Here is a 24,383-nt window from a genome sequence, read left to right as displayed (position 1 = left end):
TCAAACCATGGCATCGAGTGCTAAGGTTTGAAACGCTTTTTTTATAAAGTTTTTTTCATTTCAATATGAGGGATGCCTTCTTCAAAAAAGATATCAGAGGATTTCTCATAACCAAGTTTATTATAAAAACCTTCGGCTTGTGTTTGTCCGTGTAATTTAGCAAACGTCATTTGTTTGTCACGAGCAATATTTTCTAAACCAGTCATAATTAAACGGCCCACACCGCCTTTACGATATTCGGCAAGCACGCAAATGCGTTCCATTTTAGCGCAGTCATCTATAAAACGGAGACGAGCAGCACCGATTGTTTTTTCATTATCAACAAGAATAAGATGAATAGCAGTCGAACCGAGTGAATCAAAGTCATCAAGTTCGTGTGCGGCATCCACACCTTGTTCATCAACGAAGACAGTAAAACGAATTTTGAAAGCTTCTTGTAATTGTTCTTTAGTTGTTACTTGGATAAAATGCATCTAAAAAATCCCCCTATAAGTAAAGTTGTCCTTAAGTATAGCATGGAATTTCTAATGAATACAAACAGACCAGAACTAAATATCAGCTCTGGCCCCGTGAAATTAACGAGTAGAAATAATAATTTTTTAGTATAACCCGTCAGTCGCTTCTTTGGTACTAATATAAATGTTTTTCGTTTGTGAGTATGCATCTAACATCATTTTATGGGTTTCGCGTCCATAACCTGATTTTTTAACACCGCCAAAAGGTGCACCAGCTGGAATTTGATTATAGGTATTTACCCAAATACGACCTGTTTCGATGCCGCGTGCGACTTTCAAAGCAGTATTGATATTGGTTGACCAGACACCACCGCCAAGACCATATTCAGAATCGTTGGCAAGCTCAATGACCTCTTCGATTGTTTTAAACTTAATAACGGAGGCAACAGGCCCAAAAATCTCTTCTTTTGCAACGCGCATGTTATTATCAACATTACCTAATAGAGTGGGTGCTAAGAATGCGCCTTTATTGTTACCATCAACTTCAAGCGTCATACCACCAGTAATAACTTCTGCACCTTCCTCGGTACCAATCTTTATATATTCTTTGATTTTTTCAAGTTGACGTTGATTTACTTGGGCGCCCATTTGCGTGTCCATCTCCCATGGCAAACCAACTTTTACATTCTCAAATGCAGTTTTCAAGGCTGCAATAAATTTATCATAAATACCTTCCTGAACAAAAATACGAGAACCTGCACAACAAACTTGACCTTGATTAAAGAGAATGCCCAATTGAGCCCCTTCAATGGCACGGTCAAAAGGCATATCATCAAAGAAAATATTTGCTGATTTTCCACCAAGTTCCAATGTTGCAGGAATTAATTTTTTGGCAGCTTGCTCAGCAACTTCATAACCAATTTCAGTTGAACCGGTGAAGGCAAGTTTATCAAAACCATCATGTTTTAACATATAGTCGCCAGAATCAGACCCACGGCCTGTGATTAAGTTAACAACGCCTGGAGGTAAGACCTGATCTAATAATTTAAATAATTCAAGCAAGCTTAGGCTTGTAGATGAAGAGGGGTGGATAACCAGAGTATTCCCCGCTGCGATAGCAGGAGCGATTTTCCATGCAGCCATTAATATTGGAAAGTTCCAAGGAACAATTTGTCCCACAACACCAATAGGTTCTTTTAATATAATGGATAAGGTATCTTCATCAAAATCTTTGACACTGCCTTCTTCTGCACGAATAACACCAGCAAAATAGCGGAAGTGATCCGCTGAAAATGGAACGTCAACTGATGATGTTTCTCGAATGGGTTTTCCGTTATCAAGTGTTTCAATCATGGCTAAACGCTCTTTGTTTGCATCAATCAAATCAGCAATTTCTAGCAACATCTTACTTCGAGAGACAACATCTACTTTTTTCCAAGTAGGAAAGGCATTACGAGCAGCTAAAACAGCCGCATCAACATCAGCATGGGTTGCGTCAACAAAAGTAGCAAGAGCGTCTCCGTTGCTAGGATTTTCAGCAGTAATAAGAGAGGCTCCAGCAGGAGTTATCCACTTTCCGTCAATATATAATCCGTAGTGATCATCTGTAATTTTAGTCATTTCTAAAACATCCTTTCGATAGTAGAATACAATATAGAAAGCGCTTACAAATAAAGTGTAAATGATTTGGAAGTATTTGTAAAATGATATAGCTTATAAAGCATTGACGATGACGACTAATAAAAGGTGTTTATTTGTATTAATAGAGAGTGTGATTAACTTGAGGATGTTGAATGATTTGTATTAATGGGTATTAATTTTATAAGATAGAAAAAAACCTCCTAATTTAATTATTAGAAGGTTTTAAAAATAGTCTAGTTAACAACATGCATACTTTTTTTACGGAATAATTTTTGCTTTTTAATTACAGTATCAACTCCGCCGATTAAAACAATTGAGCGGGTATCGATTACTTTTTTTAAGACCGAAGCTGTAACACCGCGTAATTGTTTACCCATCACGACACCAACAGCGTCATGTCGACCAATGGAACAGACGGTTCCTTTAGGTTTATAATAAAAATCTTTAGCGGGTTTTTGATTAAAGATAGCTACAATATTTGCTGCCGCACAATCAGCTTGTTGCATTGCGATTTGAGCGGTTGTTGGATAAGGTAAGCCTGTAACATCATCGATGACAATCGAACAGTCTCCAATCATCATAACATCTTCACAGTCAGGTACAGTGAGATTATTATTAACTAACACACGCCCACGATCAGATTTGAAATCTGAATTTGTAATGACTGAACTCCCTCTAACGCCACCAGCCCAGACAAACATATCAGCAGTGAGCTCAGATGAGTCAGTTGATGCTTTACTTTCTTTATAGAAAACACTATTTGCAGTTATATTAGCCACGCGACCTTTGATAAAAGTAACGCCTTTTTTCTCTAATTTTCCAATTATATAACCACTGAGGTCTTCTGAAAACATCGGCAAAACATTGGATTGCACACAAGAAACAGAGACTTGGTCACGCTTCAAATGAGCCGCTTTTGTAAGAAAAGGCAGCTGTTCCATTAATTCACCAATATACTCTATACTTGTAAAACCAGCCCCACCAACAACAATTGATAATTTTTCTCCTGGTTTCACAGCACGTAATTTCTCATTTAATTGTTTATAAATATGTTCTACAGACGGGATATTTGTTATCTGGTAAGCATAGTCACTTAAACCTTTAATCCCAAATGATTCGAACTCAAAGCCAAGTGCGATAAGTAAGTAGTCGTACCTGAGCGGTTCACGATTCTCAAATACAATCGTTTTACTGTGATGCTCAATTTTAGATACAGTCGCTTTAATAAAAGTTGTGTATTGAGGGTCTACCACACTAGAAACGGGATAACAGATGTCACCTGGGCTAGCAGCTCCAGTGGCAACTTCGTGCAATGCTGTTTTTTCACAATGATAACTATTCTTGTTGACCAATACAATCTCAGCATTCGGTTTTAAATCTTGTAATCGTTTAAGTGCTCTTAAACCACCATAACCAGCACCTAAAATAACAATTTTTTTCTTAACCAAGCTACTCAACTCCTTTTGTCTTATAAGACAAACTCTTGACACAATTTCAGTATAACGCAAATGAAAGTTCTTTACAATCGTGTAAATGTTGTATATAGTGTAGTGTTTTGCACAAAAAAGAAAGCGCTTGCATCCAAGCGGGAATCATAAAACGGAAATTATGTATAAAATAATGAATAAAAAGAGTTATTTATGTATAAAAAAGCTTAATTATTTATAAAAAAGGGTTGACGTGTATAATTATTACATGTAAAATAATTAACTATAGAAGTAAATAATAAATGAATTATTAATTGAAAATAATACACACAAAATTGAATTGAAATGGGGAAAAAAAATGAAGAAAATTGTATTGATACTAATGATGGCATCGTTATTTGTACTAGCAGCATGTGGCGCTAATGCAGATGCGCCAACTAAAAAAGATGATAATGGTAAAAAGACATTAGTAATGGGAACAAGTGCGGATTATCCACCGTTTGAATCAGTTGATACAAAAACAAACAAAATTGTTGGATTTGATATTGATGTTGCTAACTACATTACAAAGAAATTAGGGTATAATTTAGAAGTGAAAGATCAAAAATTTGGTGGTTTAATAGCAGCACTTAATCAAGACAGTATTGATTTTGTAATGTCAGGTATGGTGAAAAATGAAGAACGTGCTAAACAAGTTGATTTTTCGGATGTTTATTATACGTCACATCAAGTTATCCTAGTGCCTAAAGATAGCAAAATCAAAACAGCAGCAGATTTAAAAGGTAAAAAAGTCGGAGTTCAAATTGGATCAACACAAGCAACATTAGCTGAAGATTTAAGTAAGAAATACCCAATGGATATTGAACAATGGGATAAAGTGAATGAAATGGTAGAAGCAATGGCAGGAAATAAACTAGATGCAATTGTGACAGTGGATACTGTAGCTTTTGGATATACAAATGATTCAGATCGTTTAGCACAATTTAACATTAAAGATGATTCAGTTGTCACAGGTGATCCAATGTCAATCGCATTTCCTAAAGGAAGTAAGTTAACAGCAGAGTTTAATAAAGAATTGAAAAAAATGGAAGAAAACGGTGAGTTAGATAAATTCGTTAAAAAATGGATTGAAACAAGCGGTAAGTAATTACCGCGAAGTGAGAGAGGAGCGAACGATGGCATGCAGGAGTTAATAGAAACATTCAATAATCTTAAACCATCGATTCCTTATATATTAAACGGTGTCTGGGTCACATTACAAATTGCCTTTTTCTCCGCATTATTTGGTTTTATATTAGGAATCATTTTAGCAATTTTCAAAATTAGTAAATATAAAGTATTAAGTGGTTTTGCACATTTTTACACTTCGATTTTCCGAGGAACACCACTTATTATGCAACTTTCATTAGTATATTTAGCATTACCACAGCTGTTTCATTTTGATATTGAACCTTTAACAGCAGCAATTTTGACCTTTTCATTAAATTCAGCAGCATATATGTCTGAAATTATTCGTTCAGGTTTAAATGCTGTGGATAAAGGACAATATGAGGCTGCTAAGGCATTGGGAGTCCCATACAATAAATTCATGTTAGATATTATTTTGCCACAAGCAATTAAAAATATTCTTCCAGCATTAATGAATGAGTTCATAACATTAACAAAAGAATCAGCAATTGTTTCAACGATTGCAGTAACCGATTTGATGCGTCGCTCAGAGATTGTTGCCGCGAACATGTATACCTACTTCCCACCAATGATTGTGGCATTTATCGTATACTACTGTTTAACAATGATCTTAACATTTATTGGTTCTTTATTAGAAAGGAGACTAGGTCGCAGTGATTGAGATGAAAACCGTTAATAAAAACTTTGGTAAATTACATGTCTTAAAAGATATCAGTACAAAGATTAATGATGGAGAAGTTGTTACAATCATTGGTCCTTCAGGCTCTGGAAAATCAACACTATTACGCTGTATTAACTTACTTGGTGAGCCAACAACTGGCGAAATTTTTATCGATAATGAGAATATAACATCATTGTCAGAAAAACAAGTCATGAAGATGCGTAGTGAAGTTGGGATGGTTTTTCAACATTTTAATCTCTTTCCACATAAAACAGTGCTAGAAAATATTACTTATGCACCGATTAAAGTTCGTAAAACAGCAAAAGAACAGGCTCATAAAGAAGCCAAAGCTTTGCTTGAACAAGTTGGTTTATCCGATAAAGCAGACGTTTATCCGTCAAAACTATCTGGTGGACAAAAACAACGTGTAGCAATTGCCCGAGCTTTAGCGATGAAACCGAAGTATCTTTTATTTGATGAACCAACGTCTGCACTGGATCCTGAAATGGTTAAAGAAGTGTTAGAAGTTATTCAATCATTAGCAGATACAGGTATTACAATGGTAATCGTAACGCATGAAATGGCTTTTGCTGAACGTGTGTCTAGTAAAATTGTTTTTATGGATGAAGGTACGATTATTGAAGAAACAGAGCCGAAAGTGTTTTTTGATTCACCAAAATCAGAACGAGCAAAAATATTTTTAGAAAAAGTGTTATAGAATTTGTCGTCCCTAATATTTTATTAGGGGCTTTTTTTATGGGATGATAATACTGTCAGGACATAAGTCTCGATAATAGGGCTAACTTTATGATAAAATGTTATCAACTAAGAGGAGGCGTCGATTTGGAACGAGTTATGAATCGAGAACAAGTTGATTACTATATTCAAAAATATGGTTTAGATCAGCATATCAATGAAGAATTACGTTCTTTTATGACCATTTAAACCTATCAAAGTGGTGAACTTATTTGTACACAAGGTGAGGAAATAGAGCACGTCCTTTTTCAAGTAGAGGGTCGAGTGAAAATCTTCACTACTTCTTCAGAAGAGAAAAATTTAATTGTTGCAATTAAAGAGCCATTTGAAATATTAGGTGATGTCGAATGTATTCAAGATGTATCATGTATGAATACCATTGAAGCAATATCAACAGTTAAAATGTTGGCGATATCTAAAAAGGTCATTCATCAGAATGGTTTTCAAGATGCAAGGTTTTTACAATTATTGTTGAATGTCGTTTCTGAAAAATTTTGGTTAAAATCTGAGGCGTTAAGCATTAATTTGTTGTACCCAGTCGAAGTGCGTTTTGCGAGTTATTTAACATCAATTGTGTGCGATGAACAAAATTGTGCCCTTAATCGGTCTGAACTTAAAGACACTGCTGATTTAATAGGTACCAGTTCAAGACATCTTAATCGTATCATAAAGGCATTTATTGAAGATGGGATGATTGAGCGTACGGAAACAGATATTATAATAAAAAACCGAGAGAAACTCATTGCCATAGCAAAAGATATTTATAATTAAAAGGGGTTTATATAGATGAAAAATTACAAAACGCTATTATTCGATATCGATGATACATTATTAGATTTTAAAGCAACAGAACAAGCTGCTTTGAAAAAACTTTTTAAAGAACAAAAACTAGAGTTAACAGCTGAAATTGAGCTGCATTATCATACGATTAATCAAGCGATGTGGCGTGCATTTGAACGTGGAGAGGTCACACAAAAGGAAGTTATCTCTAACCGTTTTACAGAGGTTTTTAAAGCGTATGGTAAAGAAATTGATGGTGCTAAAGTAGACCAAAGATATCGTGAGTTTTTAGCAGAAGGTCATCATTTAATTGAAGGTGCTCTCAATTTAATCCAAGAATTACATGAAAAATTCGATTTATATATCGTAACAAATGGTGTCTCTACAACACAATATCGTCGCCTTGAAGATTCAGGTTTACGTCCTTATTTTAAAAATGTATTTGTTTCCGAAGACACAGGTTATCAAAAACCAATGCCAGAATACTTCTCTTATGTTTTTGAACGTATTCCTAATTTTGAAAAAAATGAAACGATTATTATTGGTGATTCCTTAACTTCTGATATAAAAGGTGGTAATTTAGCCGGTATTACGACTTGTTGGTATAACCCAGGAGGAACAATTGCTGGTCAAGAGGATCAACCAACGCTTGAAATTAGAAAATTAGAAGAAATTTTAATCCTATTAAATGTCACTAGCACTGTGCATTAAGCTATTTTAATGAAGGAATAAGCTGAATTGGTCAAATAACAGCAGTAATTTGCTATAATAGAGTCATTGAACAAATAGACAGTATAAATAGGAGGAAACAGATGATAGACTTACAATTAGAAGCAAGGTATCATGGCTTTATTTACCAAGAACGTGAAGAAGTTGAAGAAATAAAATCAATTACACACGTTTTCGAACACGAAAAAACAGGGGCTAAATTACTCTATTTTGAAAATGATGATACAAATAAAGTGTTCTCAATTTCGTTCAGAACACCACCAGAAGATGATACAGGTGTATTCCATATTCTCGAGCACTCAGTTCTTTGCGGTTCGCGCAAGTATCCATTAAAAGAACCATTTGTGGAATTAGTAAAAGGATCACTAAACACTTTTTTAAATGCAATGACATTTAGTGATAAAACAATGTATCCAGTCGCAAGTCAAAATGACAAAGATTTTCATAATTTAATGGATGTGTATCTTGATGCAGTTTTTCATCCATTATTAACTGAAAAACAAGGTATCTTAAAACAAGAGGGTTGGCATTATGAATTAAATAGTGTGGAAGAGCCTATCGAGTATAAAGGTGTCGTTTATAATGAAATGAAAGGTGTTTTTTCTTCGCCGGAACAAATTTTAATGCGCAGTATTCAAAAATCATTGTTTCCAGATACGCCTTATCGCTATGAATCTGGCGGTGATCCCATTGCGATTCCTGAGTTAACTTACGACCAGTTCGTCAAGGATTACCAACGTTTTTATAATGCCTCAAATAGTTTTATTACGCTAGCTGGGGATTTAGATATCTTAGAAAAATTAGCCTTTTTAGATGCTGAGTATTTATCAGAATTTGAAAAAGTGGAAAATACAACAGCAATTCCTTATCAATTAGCCTTGGGCGATTTACATGAGGAAGTGAAAGAATATGCGGTATTACCAACAGAATCATTAGATAATAAATCATTCTTAAGTTTAAACTATGTAATCTCAGACATATTTGATGCAGAAAATTATTTTGCCTTAGATGTGCTTGAATATATCTTATTAGAAAGCTCAGCAGCGCCCTTGAAACAAGCTTTATTAGATGCGAAATTAGGAAATGATGTTTTTGGAATGTACGATAACGGCATATTACAGCCATTATTTAGTATTGTTATTAAAAATGCCAATGCGTCAGATAAAGAGCGTTTCCAAGAGGTTGTACGTGAAACATTACAAAAACTTGTGTCAGAAGGTATTGATAAAGATTTAATCGAATCTGCTATTATGTTGAAAGAGTTCCAATTACGTGAAGCAGATTTTGGTTCGATGCCAAAAGGTCTTATTTATTCGATGCGAGCAATGGACAGTTGGTTATATGAAGGAAAACCAGCCACTCACTTAGCTTATGAAAAAACATTAACGGCTGTAAAACAAGGGTTACATTCACCTTATTTTGAAAAATTAATTGATCGCTATTTCTTGAACAGCTTGCATCAAAGTTTGGTTATTGTCGAACCTTCACATACTTTAGCAGATGAAACAAATGCGAATGTAACAGCTGAGCTTAATGCATTTAAAACGAGTTTATCTGAACAAGAAGTTGCTGATTTAGTTGTAGCAACAGCTGACTTAAAAGCGCAACAAGAGTTAGTAGATGATGAAGAAGCGTTGAAAAAATTGCCGATGTTAACACGTGCCGATTTAAAAGCTGAAGCGACTGATTATCCATTATCATTGACTAAATCTAATGATATACCAGTCATGTTTTATGAGGCGGATACGAATAAAATCGCATATATAGCCTTGATGTTTAACACTTCTCATGTTGCAAAAGCCGATGTTCCATACCTGGGACTTTTAGAAGACTTAGTCGGCCAGTTAGATACATCATCATACAACTATTCTGAGCTTTCGAATGAACTTAATATTGTGACAGGTGGAACAAGTTTCTACAACAGTATTTTAAGTGAAAAAGCACCTTCTGAAGAGTTCCAAACATACTTCACTGTAAAAACAAAAATTTTACAGGATGAAGTGAAAAATGGCTTAGCATTTGTTACTAAAATTTTAAAAGAAACACTTTTCACTGATAAAAAACGTATTACTGAGATTGTTCAGATTATAAAATCACGTATTGAGATGAGCATGAATCAAGCAGGACATAATATTGCTGCGGCTCGTTTGGGTTCATATATTGAGCCGTTGAGTAATTACTCAGAAGACATTCGTGGACTTGGTTTTTATGATTTTATTTGTGATTTAACAACACAATTGGAAACAGACTTTGAATCAGTTCAAGAACGTTTCACTAACTTGTTAGCAGATATTATTAGTGTAGAGGCTTTGAGTATTTCAGTAACAGGTGATCACAGTATTTATCAAGAAGTGACACAAGCGATTGAAGCTTTGGATTTAAACCATAGTGAGCGTAGCAATAATGCGAATCGTTCTTATGAATTAAATGAAAATAGTAATGAAGGACTTCAAACGTCTAGTAAAGTACAATATGTTGTCAAAGGTGGGAAATTGGATAATAAAAAATATCCCTATAATGGACATATTACTGTATTGAAAAAAATTCTTTCATATGATTATTTATGGAATCAAGTCCGTGTACTTGGTGGCGCTTATGGTGCAGGTTTTGTAATGCAAGAAAACGGAAAATGGTTGTTCTGGTCGTACCGAGATCCTAATCTTCCTGAAACATTGGCGGTATATGATAAAGTTGTTGATTATTTACGCACGTTTGATGCAAGTGATTATGAAATGACGAAATATATTATTGGAACGATGGGTGGGATGGATATGCCGCTATCACCTCGACAAGAGGGAGCTCGTGCAGTTGCTCGCCACCAAAAAGGCCTCACTGTAAAAGATATCCAAAAAACACGCGATGAGATACTTTCTACAACAGCAGAAGACATCCGTGAAATGGCGCAAATGTTTGCAGACGCATTAGAAGATGCAAAAATCTGTGTGTTTGGAAATAATGAAAAAATTCAAGAAAATATTGATTTGTTTGATAGTGTTCGTGATATCTAAAATACAAGGTCTGGTCCCTCTTAATATAATTAATGAGGGAACAGGCTTTTTTTGTTGTGGAACAATGGTAAAATAAGATAAAGAAGAAAGTTATCAAAGGAGTGAAGGCTGTGAATATTGGGGATAAAATTAAAGACGAGCGTCAAAAAAGAGGGTACACACAAAAAGAATTAGCTGAACGAATTGGTGTCAATGCATCTGTTATTAGTAAATATGAAATGAATCGAAACCGTCCACCGTTAAACGTACTGGTTAAGATTGCTAACGAAGTAGGCACACCAGTCAACTACTTTGTGGATGATATAAATGGGTTGCGTGATGAAACGGTTAACTCAACATTTCCGTTGCTTGATAACCCTGAATTAGAGGCGTGGTATCTAGAGTTACCCTACCGACATACGCGAGAACAATTACAGTTATTGCAAGAGCTTTCACTTAAAATTGAAGGTTGGGATATCACAGAAAAAAAATAAAAAAGTACCTGCCTTAGAAGCGCTCAAGGTTAAGCGTTTCCATTATATTACCTGAAAAACTTAGACATTGACAAAAATGTTTCCATGGTGCAAAATAAAACTTGTAGAAGTCGTATTTATATATTCAAGTGATCAAGGAGGCGTTGTGAATGACACATGAGAAAAATAAAAAAGAACATCAATCTGTTGTTCAACATGCGAATGGAGCAAGTTTAGAAGAGATAAATAACACGGTAGTTATGCCGTCTAAAGGTGGTTTTTGGCGAAAGTTAGCCGCGTATAGTGGACCAGGTGTATTAGTGGCTGTGGGGTATATGGACCCTGGTAATTGGATTACTTCTATTGCAGGTGGTGCGCAGTATGCGTATGCATTGTTGTCTGTCATATTAATTTCAAGTATTGTGGCTATGTTACTTCAAAGTATGTCAGCCAAGCTAGGAATTGTTACAGGAATGGACTTAGCACAAGCCACACGTAAAGCAACAAGTAAGCCAGTTGGCTTTATATTATGGATTATTACTGAATTAGCGATTATGGCAACAGATATTGCAGAGGTCATTGGTGGTGCGATTGCCTTACATTTATTATTTGGAATGCCACTAATAGTGGGTGTTTTAATTACAGCACTAGATGTTATGTTGTTATTATTATTATCAAAAGTCGGTTTTAGAAAAATTGAAGCCATCGTGGCAACTTTGATAGCGACTATTTTCATTGTTTTTCTATATGAAGTAATCTTAGCAAGCCCAGAATGGGGGCCAATGTTAAAAGGTTTTATTCCAGATCCACAAATTGCACTACAACCAGGTATGTTATTATTAGCATTAGGTATTGTGGGCGCAACAGTAATGCCTCATAATCTTTATTTACATAGTTCGATTATCCAGGCACGACAATACAAATGTACAGCTGCAGGTAAACGTGAAGCGATTAAATTTTCTACGATTGATTCAAATATTCAACTAACCATTGCTATGGTTGTCAATTGTCTCTTATTGATATTAGGGGCAGCTATGTTTTATGGTGTTGAAAGTGATTTAGGTCGTTTTGTTGAATTATATAATGCATTAAGTGACAATAAAATTGTCGGTGCTGTTGCAAGTCCGATACTCAGTACATTGTTTGCAGTCGCCCTATTGGCTTCAGGTCAAAATTCTACCATCACAGGAACACTTTCTGGTCAAATAGTGATGGAAGGTTTTATTAAAATGAAGATTCCAATGTGGTTACGTCGTGTAGTAACAAGACTATTAGCGATTATCCCAGTAATTATCATGGTAGTTGTATACAATGGACAAGATGCGAAAGTAGAGGAATTGTTAATTTATACGCAAGTATTCCTCAGCGTTGCATTGCCATTTGCAATTATTCCACTAACTATTTTTACAAGTAGTAAAAAAATGATGGGTGAATTTGCGAATCCTAAGTGGGTTAAATATGTTGCTTGGTTCATCGCAATCGTATTAACGATATTAAATGTGTACCTCATATATAGCACTTTTCAATAAAATAGTAAGATGACAAGCAAAAAGGCTAATCACCTTTAATCTGCTCTAAGTAATTAGAAAAAATAATGTAGTAGTTGTTGAAATTATTGAATAAAAAAGAAGTAGGTTATCTGAGCCTGCTTCTTTTTTTTGAAGTATTTAAAATAGGGCGTATTGTAGTGAGAAAAAAGTAATTAACGCTTCAAGTTGAAGGTTAATTGATTAAAGTGGCTTGCTCAATCAATTTAAATTTTAGATAGGGTGGGAATAGAGTTTGTTTTTCTTGTTAAGAGATACCGTTAAATTTTAATAACCATCGTTTATTGCTTTTTTTAAACAGAAATACTTGATTTTTTCAAAGGATTTGCTATAATAAAGAAGTAATAAAGGTTACCTATCACTTAGCGGGTGTAGTTTAGTGGTAAAACTACAGCCTTCCAAGCTGTTGTCGTCGGTTCGATCCCGATCACCCGCTTAATTAACAAATGTCGAACACTGCCGGGTTTTACTAACCGTGCAGTGTTTTTTTTTCGGTAATAAGTTAAACTAAAAAAAGGAGGAGTAATCGCGTGGTCAATGCACAATTAAAAGCAGAGATTAAAGCATATGCACAATCTATCGGTGTACAAAAAATTGGTTTTACTCATGCTGATTACTTTCAAACTTTAGAAAAACGTTTAACGTTTGCAGCAGAGCATGACTTATTAACAGGTTTTGAACACCCGGTGATAAAAGAACGAGTTGATCCATCTGTTATTTTTGAGGAACCCCGTTCAATTATAGCAATCGCACTAGCCTATCCTAATCAAACGGATAATAATCTTCGCAGCAAACGTGGTGAATGGCGTGGTGTTTTCGCTCGAGCTTCATGGGGCGTTGATTATCATACAATTTTACGTGAAAAGCTAGCATTGATTGAAGCATTCATTAAGGAGAAGGTACCAACTGCCCGTTTTAAGTCAATGGTAGATACGGGTGAATTATCGGATGTAGCTGTTGCAGAGCGAGCGGGTATCGGATGGCGTGGTAAGAACACATTGCTGATTACGCCTGAGTTTGGCAGCTTTGTATACCTTGGAGAGATGATAACAAACCTTGAGTTCGAAGCAGATGAACCAATGGCTGATGGTTGTGGTGAATGTACGCAATGTATCAAGGCGTGTCCAACAGGTGCTTTACTTGGTGAAGGAAGAATGGATGGTAAGGAATGTCTCAGTTATCAAACTCAAACTAAGGGGATGATGCCAGAACGATTTCGTGAAAAGTTACATAATCGTTTATATGGCTGCGATACATGCCAAGTTGTTTGTCCCTATAACCGCGGCAAAGATTTCCACTTACATCCTGAAATGGAGCCAGAAGAAGCAAAAATAAAGCCACTATTAAAGCCTTTACTAACGATTTCTAATCGTGAATTTAAAGAAACATTTGGTCCAATGGCTGGTTCGTGGCGTGGTAAAAAACCTTTACAACGTAATGCTATCCTAATATTAGGACGTTACAAAGATCAAACAGCCGTACCAGATTTAGTCAACTGTTTATTAGAAGACCCCCGGCCAGTTATTCGAGGAACCGCAGCTTATTCACTTTCAAAAATAGGTGGTGGCATCGCATACGATGCTTTGATAGCGGCTGAAAAGGAAGAAACTGATGCCGAAGCGTATCAGGAAATTAGCAAAGCACTACTACAATTATCAGAGAAAGAAGGCTCATATTAATCATGAATCATATTGTATTATTCCAACCTGAAATTCCAGCAAACACAGGTAACATTTCGCGTACTTGTGCCGGAACAAACACAGCATTACATCTTGTACGCCCACTAGGATTTTCATTAGAAGATAAATATTTAAAGCGCGCCGGACTTGATTATTGGGAGAGCGTTAACTTATCAATGCATGATTCACTCGATGAGTTATTTGAAAAATATCCAAAAGGTAAATTTTATTTTATCACTAAATTTGGCGAACATACATATAGTGACTTTGATTACAGTAATACTGACGAAGATATCTTCTTTGTCTTTGGAAAAGAAACAACGGGGCTTCCTGATTCGGTTTTACGCGATCATCGTGAGACTTGTTTGCGTATTCCAATGTCTGAGAACATTCGCTCATTAAATTTAAGTAATACTGCTGCAATCCTCACATACGAAGCATTGCGCCAACAAGACTTCCAAAATATGGATGTTGCTGCACCGGATTATGATCGAGTTGTATTTGAAGATAAATAAGAAGTAGCTAAAAACCACACGACAAACAGTGTGGTTTTTAGTTTGCATAAAAAAACACTGCTGACAACATGTCAACAGCGTTTTGAAAAATTTACATAAATAGGGTAAAAATCCAGTAGATACCACCAGCAACAATTGCTGAAATAGGTAATGTGATTACCCATGTGATAATCATACGCTGAGCTGTATCCCACTTCACTCCTCGTATACGGTGAGATGAACCTACACCTAGTATAGATGAGCTAATAACGTGAGTTGTACTTACAGGGAGCCCCATTGCAGTTGCAGAGAAAATAACAGACATCGAACCAAGGTCAGCAGCAACACCATTAACCGGTTTGATTTTCATAATTTTACTACCAACTGTTTTGATGATTTTCCAACCACCAATTGAAGTACCAAGAGCCATTGCTAATGCACAGGCAAACTGCACCCAAAAATGAACGCCATCAGCCTCAGATTGGTAACCGTTCGCAATCAAAGCAAGTGTAATGATACCCATTGATTTTTGAGCATCGTTGGTACCGTGAGCATAAGATTGAAAGGCGGCTGTAACAACTTGTAAATAACGGAAACGACGGTTCGTCTGATCCAAGTTGAAATTTTTCAAGGTATATTTGAAAATAGTATAGATAATAAAACCAGCGGCAAATGCCAGGAACGGCGCTAAAATTAATGCTTGAATAATTTTAGTGAAACCAGCATAGTTCAGCGGTGATGATTTACCTGCAAGGAAAGCTGCTGTAATTGCAGCACCGGCAATAGAACCAATCAACGCATGTGATGAACTACTTGGGATACCGAAGTACCATGTAACAAGGTTCCAAATAATTGCAGCAATTAATGCAGATAAAATTACGACATCCCCATTTGGAAGTGCAAAGGGGTCAACAATATCTTTTGTTAATGATTTTGCAACTCCTGTAAATGAAATGGCACCTAAAAAGTTCATAATTGCAGCCATAATAATGGCTTGTTTTGGTTTAATCGCTTTTGTTGAAACACTCGTAGCAATTGCATTGGCAGTATCATGGAAACCATTGATAAAGTCAAACACAAGGGCAGCAGCAACAATAGCTATTGTAATAATTAATATATTATCCATAGAATTTTAAGGTCTCCTTATTAAGCGTTCTTCATAACGATAGTTTCAAGAGTGTTAGCAACTGATTGACAACCATCAGCAATATCTTCTAAATCTTCGTAGGCTTCACGATATTTGAAGAACGTAATAGGATCAGTGATGTTATCGTTTAAGTGGCGAATCGAATCACGGTAAATATCATCGCAAATTGATTCGTAATCTTTAATTTGAATAGCAAGTTCACGTACGTTTTTAAGTTTTTTATCAAAGATATAACCTGTAGCAATTGAAATATCTGCAGTTGCTTTTGAAAGGTTTTCTAAGAATTTAGTTATGTATTCATCTTTTGTAGAAATATTGTACATTTCTAAGATGAATGATGCTTGTTCGAATCCATCTAAAATGTCATCTAATCGGTTTGTTAATTCCAACATATCTTCACGTTCAATGGGTGTGATAAAAGCGTTGTTGAGTTCTAAAATGATTTTGTGTACAAGAGTGTCACCTTTAAGTTCATACTCTTTCATCACTTCAGCTAATTTACGCAAATCATCTTGTGTTTCTGCATTAAATTCACTGAAATACTTACCAGCTTCGTTGATGTTTAATGAAATCTCATGTAATAAATGTGCAAAACGATCTTTTTTATTTTTGAAAACCATTCTTGAATTCCTCCATTATATGAATAAGTAGTTTAGTAATCTTTTGATTAGTTTTTTTGTAACTCTTAAACAAGCAAAGTACATTCTCATTCTAACACAAAAAACAAAAATTTAGTGATTTCTTAACAAAATCTTTACAATTGAATTTGTCTATTTACACTAAGGTCTAATCACTAGTGAATAGAGGCTTTTTAGCACTTATTAATTGAAAGCGTTTTCGGTATTGTGGACGCTTGATATAACGGCTTTTGTTCATAGTTAGTATCGACCTAAATATTAGATTTCAAAGAGAAACTGCTGTAAAATACAAAGTGTGTAGAATTTATTAATTTTTAATTTTTATGTTTGAAAATCTAGAAATAATAAGTAAAGGGGAGATACTGATGAATAATGTTTTTTCCGATAAAATCACTCTGAATAATGGAGTTGAAATGCCACAAATAGGTTTTGGTGTTTTCAAAATGGAAGAAGAGCAACCTATTGTCGATGCCTTAGAGGCTGGGTATCGAGCAATTGATACAGCAAAGCGTTATGAAAACGAAGCGATGGTAGGTCATGCAATTGCTAGTGCGGGAATTCCTCGTAATGAGTTATTTATTACTTCCAAAGTCTGGGATACAGATCAAGCATATGATGAAACATTACGCGCTTATGAAACGACATTGAATGAAATGAAGCTCGATTATTTAGATTTGTATATGATTCATTGGCCAATAAAAGAGCACTTTAATGAAACTTGGCGTGCAATGGAGCGATTGTTAGAGGAAAAACGTGTACGTGCAATCGGTGTCTGCAATTATGAACAGCCATTGTTGGAACGGTTATTAGCGGAACACAACATTATCCCAGCAATAGACCAAGTGGAGACGCACCCCTATTTTTCACAAGTAGACTTAATTAAGTATCTTAAAAACAACAACATACAACATCAATCATGGGGGCCATTAGGTCAAAATAAGAGTGGTTTACTTACCGATCCACTCTTACACGCGATTGCAGAACGTTATGAAAAGACAGCAGCACAAGTGGTTATTCGCTGGCATCTACAAAGAGGCTCTGTGGTTATTCCAAAATCACAAACAACAAGCCGTATTATAGAGAATATCAGCATCGCTGATTTTCGTTTAGATGAAAATGAAATGGCGATGATAGAACAACTTAATCGTAATGAGAGGGTAAGCCACGATCCCATGCAACGCTTCGAAAATTAACCTTAAAGAGAGAGAAACGTCAATCTATGTCGTTACTCCTCAGTCATTCGGGATTACGTACCCATAGGTACGCGCACCGTCATTCGTTTGTCGAGCCTACTATCTCAACATTTCTCGCAAATTGATCGAGGTCGTTACTCCTCTGTCATTCGGGATTACGTACCCATAGGTACGTGCACCGTCATTCGTTTGTCGAGCCTACTATCTCAACGTTTCTCGCAAATTGATCGAGGTCGTTACTCCTCAGTCACTCGGGATTACGTACCCATAGGTACGCGCACCGTCATTCGTTTGTCGAGCCTACTATCTCAACATTTCTCGCAAATTGATCGAGGTCGTTACTCCTCAGTCACTCGGGATTACGTACCCATAGGTATGTGCACCGTCATTCGTTTGTCGAGCCTACTATCTCAACATTTCTCGCAAATTGATCGAGGTCGTTACTCCTCAGTCATTCGGGATTACGTACCCATAGGTACGTGCACCGTCATTCGTTTGTCGAGCCTACTATCTCAACGTTTCTCGCAAATTGATCGAGGTCGTTACTCCTCAGTCACTCGGGATTACGTACCCATAGGTACGCGCACCGTCATTCGTTTGTCGAGCCTACTATCTCAACATTTCTCGCAAATTGATCGAGGTCGTTACTCCTCAGTCATTCGGGATTACGTACCCATAGGTACGCGCACCGTCATTCGTTTGCCGAGCCTACTATCTCAACATTTCTCGCAAATTGATCGAGGTCGTTAATCAACAGAGTTTTATAAACAAATCCCCCTGACCAAAAATGTCAGGGGGATAGTTTTTTTAAAAAATTAAGTTTAACTGTTATTGTAGAAGAGTTTTACTATTCAAATTCAAACGGAATAGGAGTACTTGCTTTAACAAATTGATCCATAAAGGGATGATGGAAATGCAATTCTTTAAGATGTAATAAAGGACGTTTCATTCCTGCAATTGTTATTTCTTTAATAGGATAGCCAATTGAATCTAAGTGCAATCTTATTTGGTGCTTAATCGCAGTATCAATTGTTATTTCTAAAATAGAAGTGTTCGCGGCACGGTCACGTTTGATGATTTCATAGTGAGTGATTGCTTTTGTACCTTTAGCGTTAATCTCGTCATGTTCTTCAGAAATACTCGCTTGAATCTTACCATAGGTTCCTTCCATAACACTATCAACTTTTGTCCAATAAACACCATAAAGTTGTTTTTGCTGAAGTTGATGAAGAAGTAAGTTGAGTATTAAGGGATGTTTGGCGAAAATAACGGCGCCACTAATATCTTGTTCTAGGTCATGGATTGCATAGGCGTGAAATAGCGGATGCTCTTGTGAACGTAGATAGGCCTCAACACCATTTTGTAATGTGTTTTTTGAAGTCTCATCGACTGCCAAAGCTAGACGACCTTCAGTTTTATTCACAATAATAACATGCTCATCTTCATATAAAATAGTTAAGGGGAATTCGGTTGGTACAACTGGAAAATCAAATGGAATAGGTAAGCTAATCTCAATTTGACTATTATCTGTTACAGTATATGTTTTCCAATCAAAGTGCTTATGTCCATCTACAACAATACGTTTTTCTCGTTGTAATTGTTCAATCACACTTGAGCTTAGCAACCATTTATTTTGTAATAGTTCATTGATAGTAAGTCCCGATAAAGTTGTAGGAACTGTAATCGTTAGTGACGCAAACATAAAATACCTCCAAAGAATAAAGCCTCCAAAGCGGAGGCTTTTTTTAAGTCATTTAACTAAGTGTTCTAATTAAGCCTCTTCATCAATTTCAGCTACTGGTTGCGTAGACTTTGTGATTTCAATGAAAGAGACATGGTGATCTTCAATTTCTTTGATAGTAAAGATATAGCCGTCAAAGATTATTTGATCGCCTTGCTTAGAATCATATTTTTGTGTTAAGAACCAACCACCGATTGTATCGACATCATCCTCATCTAAAGAGGTGTGTAATAAGTTATTGATTTCATCAATCAAAACCTTACCTTCGACTACATAATGGTCGTCAGCAATTTTAGTGATTTCTGATATTTCATCAACATCAAATTCATCGCGAATATCGCCAACAATTTCTTCCAAGATGTCTTCAGCTGTCACAAGGCCTTCTGTGCCACCATATTCATCTAACAAAATTGCCATATGATTACGTTCTTTTTGCATTTTTAAAAGTAAATCATTGATTGGAATTGTTTCGATGACACGAATAATCGGTTTAACCAAAGATTCAATTGTGTCACTTGGTTTTAGGTTTCCAGTTACATAAATACTTAACAAGTCTTTCAAATTTAAAACACCAACAACATTATCTTTATCACCATCAATTACTGGATAGCGTGTATAACGCTCAGATAAAGTCATGTTAGAGGCCTCATCAATTGTAGAATCAATTGAAACAGTAACAATTTCAGTACGTGGCACCATTACTTCTTTTGCAAGTCTATCATCAAATTCGAAAATTTTATTGAGGTAACCATATTCAGATTGATTGATTTCGCCACTCTTAAAACTTTCGTTAGCGATAAATCGTAATTCTTCTTCTGTATGAGCGACATCATGTTCACCACTCATGTCTAAGCCAAACAAACGACTGATCCCACGAGCAGAATGGTTTAAGAACCAAATGAAAGGATACATAATACGATAAAAAACATTTAACGGTTGTGCAACCGCGAGTGTCACTTGCTCTGTTTTTTGGATTGCTAATGTTTTAGGAACAAGTTCACCAATCACAACGTGTAAATAAGTAATGATTGAGAATGCTAAAATAAACGAGATAAGATGTGCTGCAGTTGATGGCAACTCAAAGTAGTTGAAAATAGGTGTGATTAAACGCGCCACTGCGGGTTCACCTAACCAACCTAATCCTAAAGACGAAAGTGTAATCCCTAACTGACAAGCAGAAAGGTAAGCATCAAGGTTAACGTGTATATGTTTTGCCATTTTAGCATTCGGCTTGCCCTCTTCGACAAGTTGTTCCAAACGACTTCCGCGCATTTTTACAACAGCAAACTCAGTTGCCACGAAAAAAGCAGAAGCAAAAATCAAAATCACAATAGCTAGTAAATTAAATATCAAATAAGAGGATCGCTATTCACCTTTGAATAGGACCCAAACACCTCCTAGTAGTTTTGTATATCAACCTTTTAAGGTCATAAAGAGATGTTTTCGAATTAATGCTTACTTAAAAGACGGAAGATACTTCCGAGCAGTTCAGAGCCACACAATCAAAAACATCAGTTGGAAACGACGTGCATATGTTTTTCAGTTTAAGTACTTGAATTAGTTTTTCTGTCCCATCGGAATAATCCCCCCCTTCACAATTTTGAAATTTAGTGTAAAACTATAAGATAATTATATAGTAATTACTATGCCTTAGCAAATATAGTAAATGACTATTTTTATTTAGACTATTGCTGTGAAAATTCATATCTATAAGTTTTATACTTAGTAAGTAATTAATTCTAATGATTCTGCAAAATATGATATTTTTAAAGCAATAATATCTGACAGTTTCTGAGAGATTATGTTTGACGTATCAGTAGATAGATAATCAATTGTCATTAAGTCCCATACTTGGAAGTTTGGAAAGTTATAGATTTCATGAGGCAAACGAATGTGTTTTTCAGTGTTTAAAAAAATGATGTGTTTGGCATTTTCTAAACGTGGTAATGGTTCAGAAGGTAGATGATCCGTTTCATATGAAAGAGTAAAAAAACGATAGCCTTCTAAATTTAGTTTAAGTGCCCAATTTTTTGCGATTTCAGTCGTTTCAGCATCGGATGAAATAAAATAAATGTCTTGTGTCATAATTTAAATTCCCCTATACAATTATTATGTAGCAGCGTGAAAAAGTCGTACAATAACAGTATTAATACCCTTTGTTTTCGAAAATAAACATAATTTATGATAAGATGAATAAACGAATTACAAAACTTGTTACTTTGAATAAATAGGAATGGATGTATGATTATGAAAAATAATATTGCTCAGATTTATAATAATTACCTCAAGCCAATAAATCATCGTGTAGTATTGATATGGCAGAAATACTACATTACCAAGGTATTACTCATTGCATTATTATTAGTAATGTTTCTTGCTATTTTGTACTTTACTTTTTTAGCTAAACAAGCAAACGTCAATGGATTAAAAGCAGCATTGGAAACAACGACTGTTATTTATGATAAAGATGGCGATAAGGCTACTGAAGTATCTTCGAGAAATGCCAAATTTGTAAAAATCGATAAAATATCGCCCAATATTAAAAATGCGTTAGTATCGATTGAGGATCGCCGTTTTTATGAACATAATGGTTTTGATATTCGCGGTATGGCACGAGGAGTTGTTGGTTTAGTCACCACAGGCCATATTACAGGTGGAGGATCAACACTTACCCAACAGTTAGCAAAAAACGCATTGTTAACAAGTAAAAAGACAGTTAAACGTAAGTTAGAAGAATTGTTCTTAGCAGCAGAGATTGAAAATAAATACAGTAAAGATGAAATTTTAGAAATGTACCTCAACACTGTTTATTTTGGGAATGGGGAATGGGGAATTGAAAATGCCTCTCAAAAATATTTCAATAAACCCGCATCAGATGTCACAATCGAAGAAGGGGCGTTGCTTGCAGGTTTAGTACAATTACCATCTTCATATGATCCAACAAAATACATTGATAAAGCGACGAAGCGTCGTAATCAAGTGTTACAAGCCGAATTAGATAATAATAAAATTTCTAAAGAGCAATATAATAGTGCAGTTAAGCAAGATATTGTATTGAATACACAAGAGGAAACCGTAACAAAAAGTAGTTTTCCATATTATACCGATGCTGTTTTAAATGAAGCAATCAATAATTATGGGCTATCACAGGATGATTTATTAACGAAAGGTTATAAGTTATATACAACGATGGATCAAAATCTTCAAATAGCTATGGAAAGTGTTTATGATAATGATTTAAACTTCCCAGTAGATATGAATGGTGAAATGGTTCAAAGTGGTGGTGTAATGATGGATCCTAAAACAGGTGGTATTTATGCGCTTGTTGGAGGACGCGGCGAGCATGTCTTTAGAGGGTTCAACCGTGCAACGCAATTACGTGCACAGGTAGGGTCAACGATGAAACCACTAGCTGTTTATGTGCCTGCTTTAGAGGAAGGTTATAAACCAACTGATTTATTGAAAGATGAGTACACTGACTTTAATGGTTATAAGCCAACTAATATTGGGGGTATATATCAGAAAAACATACCAATGTATGAAGCTGTTCAAAATTCAATCAATGTACCTGCGGTATGGTTATTGAAAAAAATTGGTCTTAATACAGGTGTGAAATCAGTGGAACGTTTTGGTTTACCTTTAACAGAGGCAGATGAAAACTTATCACTTGCGCTTGGAGGAACAAAAACAGGTTACTCACCGGTAACAATGGCGAGAGCATACGCTACGTTTGCCAATCAAGGAGCGCAACCAGAAAAAGGCCATTTAATTCGAAAAATTGTTGATGCAAGTGGACGAGTGCTTGTCGATAATGAAAAAAATTCAACAAAACAAATTGTTTCAGAAGATGTTTCAAAAGATATGACATCAATGTTATTAGATGTAGTCGCAAAAGGAACTGGTAAAAATGCGGCGGTACCTGGTTATGATATTGCAGCGAAAACAGGATCCACTCAAGTTGATTGGACAACAGAAGGAACAAAAGATCAATGGTTTGTAGGTTATACACCTAACGTCGTATTATCAATGTGGATGGGATTTGACAATACGGACGAGGAACATTATATGCAGGCAGATAGTTATAGAAATGTTTCTACTACAGCTGGGAACATCTTATCAAAATCATTGCCTAACTTGAAAAAAGAATCATTTGATATTAAGAGTGCGGCAACAGTTGATGAGGAAGAAAAGCGTGAACAACAAGAAAAAGAAGAGCAAGAATCTAAGGATACAGGAAGTATTATAGATAGCGTGAAAGAAACTGCGGGATCAATTTCTTCAGGTGTGAAAGAAGGCGCTAAGAAAACCAAGGATTGGGTAAACAGCTTGTTTGGCAATTGATAAATGCTTTTGGTTTTGTGTAACTAGAAAACATGTTATAGTAAGTATGAAATTAATTAGGAGGAATGATAAAATGGCTGAAAACTTATATGATATTGCAAACAATTTAGAGAGTAACTTACGACAATCGGAACAATACAACGAATTGAAAAATGCTTATCAGGTAGTTAAAGATACACCTGCATCTCAAGAATTATTTGATAAATTCCGCATGATTCAACTTGAATTGCAACAAAAACAAATGCAAGGTCAAGAAATTACAGAAACAGAAGTTGAAGCAGCGCAAAAATTAGCACAAGAAGTTCAAGGTAATGAGCACATTTCCGCATTGATTGAGTCTGAACAACGTATGTCAGTTGTAATCAATGACCTTAATGAAATTATTACAGGTCCTTTACGTGATTTATATCAAGATGAAGCACCAAAAGCATAATTCAGAATAGTAATTTGCAAACGTCCCTTTTAGGGACGTTTTTTTGTGCACGAGTGTGTTTTCATAAGCTGTT

General features: G+C 35.5%; 21 protein-coding genes, 1 tRNA gene and 1 pseudogene. 15 read left to right on the top strand and 8 right to left on the bottom strand.

Annotated features, from left to right (window positions below; all coding sequences use genetic code 11):
* Nucleotides 1-41: 41 nt before the first annotated feature.
* From V6S17_RS10125 to V6S17_RS10115, 3 genes are all read right to left on the bottom strand, one after another.
* Nucleotides 42-473: a GNAT family N-acetyltransferase gene (locus tag V6S17_RS10125; protein ID WP_029091416.1), complete on the bottom strand. Its 432-nt coding sequence runs from the start codon at nt 471-473 to the stop codon at nt 42-44.
* Between the two features lie 126 nt (nt 474-599).
* Nucleotides 600-2,075, bottom strand: a complete 1,476-nt coding sequence (locus V6S17_RS10120; RefSeq protein ID WP_029091417.1) for an aldehyde dehydrogenase family protein — start codon at nt 2,073-2,075, stop codon at nt 600-602.
* A 254-nt stretch (nt 2,076-2,329) separates the two neighbouring features.
* Nucleotides 2,330-3,544, bottom strand: coding sequence for an NAD(P)/FAD-dependent oxidoreductase (locus V6S17_RS10115; RefSeq protein ID WP_029091418.1), 1,215 nt, complete (start codon nt 3,542-3,544; stop codon nt 2,330-2,332).
* Nucleotides 3,545-3,881: 337 nt separating this feature from the next.
* Between V6S17_RS10115 and V6S17_RS10110 the strand changes: the two genes are divergently transcribed.
* From V6S17_RS10110 to trmL, 12 genes and pseudogenes are all read left to right on the top strand, one after another.
* Entirely contained in the window at nt 3,882-4,670 is a 789-nt protein-coding gene (locus V6S17_RS10110; protein ID WP_029091419.1) for a transporter substrate-binding domain-containing protein, read from the top strand.
* A 33-nt stretch (nt 4,671-4,703) separates the two neighbouring features.
* Nucleotides 4,704-5,372, top strand: coding sequence for an amino acid ABC transporter permease (locus V6S17_RS10105; protein ID WP_051457400.1), 669 nt, complete (start codon nt 4,704-4,706; stop codon nt 5,370-5,372).
* Nucleotides 5,365-6,090, top strand: coding sequence for an amino acid ABC transporter ATP-binding protein (locus V6S17_RS10100; protein ID WP_029091421.1), 726 nt, complete (start codon nt 5,365-5,367; stop codon nt 6,088-6,090). The genes V6S17_RS10105 and V6S17_RS10100 overlap by 8 nt, the downstream gene beginning before the upstream one ends.
* Nucleotides 6,091-6,332: 242 nt before the next feature.
* Nucleotides 6,333-6,548: pseudogene (locus tag V6S17_RS10095) on the top strand (Crp/Fnr family transcriptional regulator); the annotation flags it as partial.
* On the top strand, nt 6,531-6,899 hold the full coding sequence (locus V6S17_RS10090; protein ID WP_244990823.1) for a Crp/Fnr family transcriptional regulator: 369 nt from the start codon (nt 6,531-6,533) through the stop codon (nt 6,897-6,899). The pseudogene V6S17_RS10095 and the gene V6S17_RS10090, both read left to right, overlap by 18 nt.
* Nucleotides 6,900-6,914: 15 nt before the next feature.
* Nucleotides 6,915-7,619: a YjjG family noncanonical pyrimidine nucleotidase gene (locus V6S17_RS10085; RefSeq protein WP_029091422.1), complete on the top strand. Its 705-nt coding sequence runs from the start codon at nt 6,915-6,917 to the stop codon at nt 7,617-7,619.
* A gap of 101 nt (nt 7,620-7,720) precedes the next feature.
* Entirely contained in the window at nt 7,721-10,645 is a 2,925-nt protein-coding gene (locus V6S17_RS10080; protein WP_036027214.1) for an insulinase family protein, read from the top strand.
* 110 nt (nt 10,646-10,755) lie between these two features.
* The gene (locus V6S17_RS10075) at nt 10,756-11,118 is read left to right on the top strand and encodes a helix-turn-helix domain-containing protein (RefSeq protein WP_029091424.1); all 363 of its coding nucleotides are present in this window, start codon (nt 10,756-10,758) and stop codon (nt 11,116-11,118) included.
* A 149-nt stretch (nt 11,119-11,267) separates the two neighbouring features.
* Nucleotides 11,268-12,626: an Nramp family divalent metal transporter gene (locus V6S17_RS10070; protein WP_029091425.1), complete on the top strand. Its 1,359-nt coding sequence runs from the start codon at nt 11,268-11,270 to the stop codon at nt 12,624-12,626.
* A gap of 383 nt (nt 12,627-13,009) precedes the next feature.
* A tRNA-Gly gene (locus tag V6S17_RS10065) sits at nt 13,010-13,080 on the top strand.
* A 94-nt stretch (nt 13,081-13,174) separates the two neighbouring features.
* Nucleotides 13,175-14,323, top strand: a complete 1,149-nt coding sequence (gene queG, locus V6S17_RS10060) for a tRNA epoxyqueuosine(34) reductase QueG (protein ID WP_029091426.1) — start codon at nt 13,175-13,177, stop codon at nt 14,321-14,323.
* Complete coding sequence (gene trmL / locus V6S17_RS10055; protein WP_029091427.1) at nt 14,323-14,838, top strand: tRNA (uridine(34)/cytosine(34)/5-carboxymethylaminomethyluridine(34)-2'-O)-methyltransferase TrmL; 516 nt, start codon at nt 14,323-14,325, stop codon at nt 14,836-14,838. Before queG ends, trmL begins: the two co-directional genes overlap by 1 nt.
* A gap of 91 nt (nt 14,839-14,929) precedes the next feature.
* On the opposite strand, the gene V6S17_RS10050 is transcribed toward trmL, so the two are convergent.
* Nucleotides 14,930-15,943, bottom strand: a complete 1,014-nt coding sequence (locus V6S17_RS10050) for an inorganic phosphate transporter (protein ID WP_029091428.1) — start codon at nt 15,941-15,943, stop codon at nt 14,930-14,932.
* A gap of 20 nt (nt 15,944-15,963) precedes the next feature.
* Nucleotides 15,964-16,584: a DUF47 domain-containing protein gene (locus tag V6S17_RS10045; RefSeq protein ID WP_029091429.1), complete on the bottom strand. Its 621-nt coding sequence runs from the start codon at nt 16,582-16,584 to the stop codon at nt 15,964-15,966.
* Between the two features lie 383 nt (nt 16,585-16,967).
* Here V6S17_RS10045 and V6S17_RS10040 point away from each other — a divergent pair, with 383 nt between their 5' ends.
* The gene (locus tag V6S17_RS10040) at nt 16,968-17,795 is read left to right on the top strand and encodes an aldo/keto reductase (protein WP_029091430.1); all 828 of its coding nucleotides are present in this window, start codon (nt 16,968-16,970) and stop codon (nt 17,793-17,795) included.
* An 847-nt stretch (nt 17,796-18,642) separates the two neighbouring features.
* Here the strand turns inward: V6S17_RS10040 and V6S17_RS10035 are convergent.
* The 3 genes from V6S17_RS10035 to V6S17_RS10025 form a co-directional block, all read right to left on the bottom strand.
* Nucleotides 18,643-19,497 carry a pseudouridine synthase gene (locus tag V6S17_RS10035; RefSeq protein WP_029091571.1) on the bottom strand — a complete coding sequence of 285 codons (855 nt, stop codon included), beginning with the start codon at nt 19,495-19,497 and terminating at the stop codon, nt 18,643-18,645.
* A gap of 69 nt (nt 19,498-19,566) precedes the next feature.
* Nucleotides 19,567-20,889 carry a hemolysin family protein gene (locus V6S17_RS10030; protein WP_036027325.1) on the bottom strand — a complete coding sequence of 441 codons (1,323 nt, stop codon included), beginning with the start codon at nt 20,887-20,889 and terminating at the stop codon, nt 19,567-19,569.
* 369 nt (nt 20,890-21,258) lie between these two features.
* Nucleotides 21,259-21,621 carry a hypothetical protein gene (locus V6S17_RS10025; RefSeq protein WP_029091573.1) on the bottom strand — a complete coding sequence of 121 codons (363 nt, stop codon included), beginning with the start codon at nt 21,619-21,621 and terminating at the stop codon, nt 21,259-21,261.
* 162 nt (nt 21,622-21,783) lie between these two features.
* On the opposite strand from V6S17_RS10025, the gene V6S17_RS10020 reads away from it, so the two are divergent.
* Nucleotides 21,784-23,877, top strand: a complete 2,094-nt coding sequence (locus V6S17_RS10020) for a transglycosylase domain-containing protein (RefSeq protein WP_051457119.1) — start codon at nt 21,784-21,786, stop codon at nt 23,875-23,877.
* Nucleotides 23,878-23,950: 73 nt separating this feature from the next.
* Nucleotides 23,951-24,310: a YlbF family regulator gene (locus tag V6S17_RS10015; protein ID WP_029091574.1), complete on the top strand. Its 360-nt coding sequence runs from the start codon at nt 23,951-23,953 to the stop codon at nt 24,308-24,310.
* Nucleotides 24,311-24,383: the final 73 nt, after the last annotated feature.

This window comes from Brochothrix thermosphacta DSM 20171 = FSL F6-1036, assembly GCF_036884295.1.
Lineage (GTDB): Bacteria > Bacillota > Bacilli > Lactobacillales > Listeriaceae > Brochothrix > Brochothrix thermosphacta.
The sequence above is the reverse complement of the archived record's forward strand: the minus strand, read 5'-3'. Positions and strand labels throughout refer to the sequence as shown.